Source organism: Gillisia xinjiangensis (assembly GCF_046298265.1).
Taxonomy (GTDB): Bacteria; Bacteroidota; Bacteroidia; order Flavobacteriales; family Flavobacteriaceae; genus Gillisia; species Gillisia xinjiangensis.
Genome location: NZ_JBKAHK010000134.1, coordinates 1 through 511, shown reverse-complemented (window position 1 = coordinate 511; position 511 = coordinate 1). Strand labels below are relative to the sequence as shown.

Sequence of the window (511 nt, the reverse complement as noted above, 5' to 3'; positions counted from 1 at the left end):
GGAAACCGTCGGCGAGCCCGTCCAGCAGGGCCCCGGGATCGAGCAGGCGCGCGACCTCCGCTTCGCTGATGGTCATAACTTTTAAGGCGCCCTTGCTGATCTCCGCAGCGCTCCTCGCTGTCCGTTCCGCCTGCTTCGTCATCACGCTCTTCCTTCAAGGTAACGTTTTTTGCGGCTGTATTCCGCCTGCTGCAGGCATTTTGCGTTTGACCCACAGGCCGCCGCAAATGACTCTGGTGCAGATACTCATTATCTGAAGTAATGGAATGGCACGGGCGCTCCTGCCTCCTTTTGCCGCTCTGCGGGCTTTCGAAGCGGTGGCAAGAACGCTGAGCTTTACCCGTGCGGCCGAGGAACTCGGCGTCACCCAGGCCGCCGTCAGCCGTCAGGTGGCCCTCCTGGAGCGGGACCTTCGAGTGCGCCTGGTTGAGCGGCGGGCCCGTCACAACGAGTTGACGCAGGCGGGCCACCGGCTCGCCACCGCCCTCCACGAAGGCTTCGACGGTATCGC

1 protein-coding gene is annotated in these 511 nt (G+C 63.6%); it reads left to right on the top strand.

Annotated features, from left to right (window positions below):
- Window positions 1-266: 266 nt before the first annotated feature.
- On the top strand, window positions 267-511 hold a 245-nt coding region (locus tag ACKGJN_RS16865), incomplete at its 3' end, for a LysR family transcriptional regulator (RefSeq protein ID WP_409540735.1).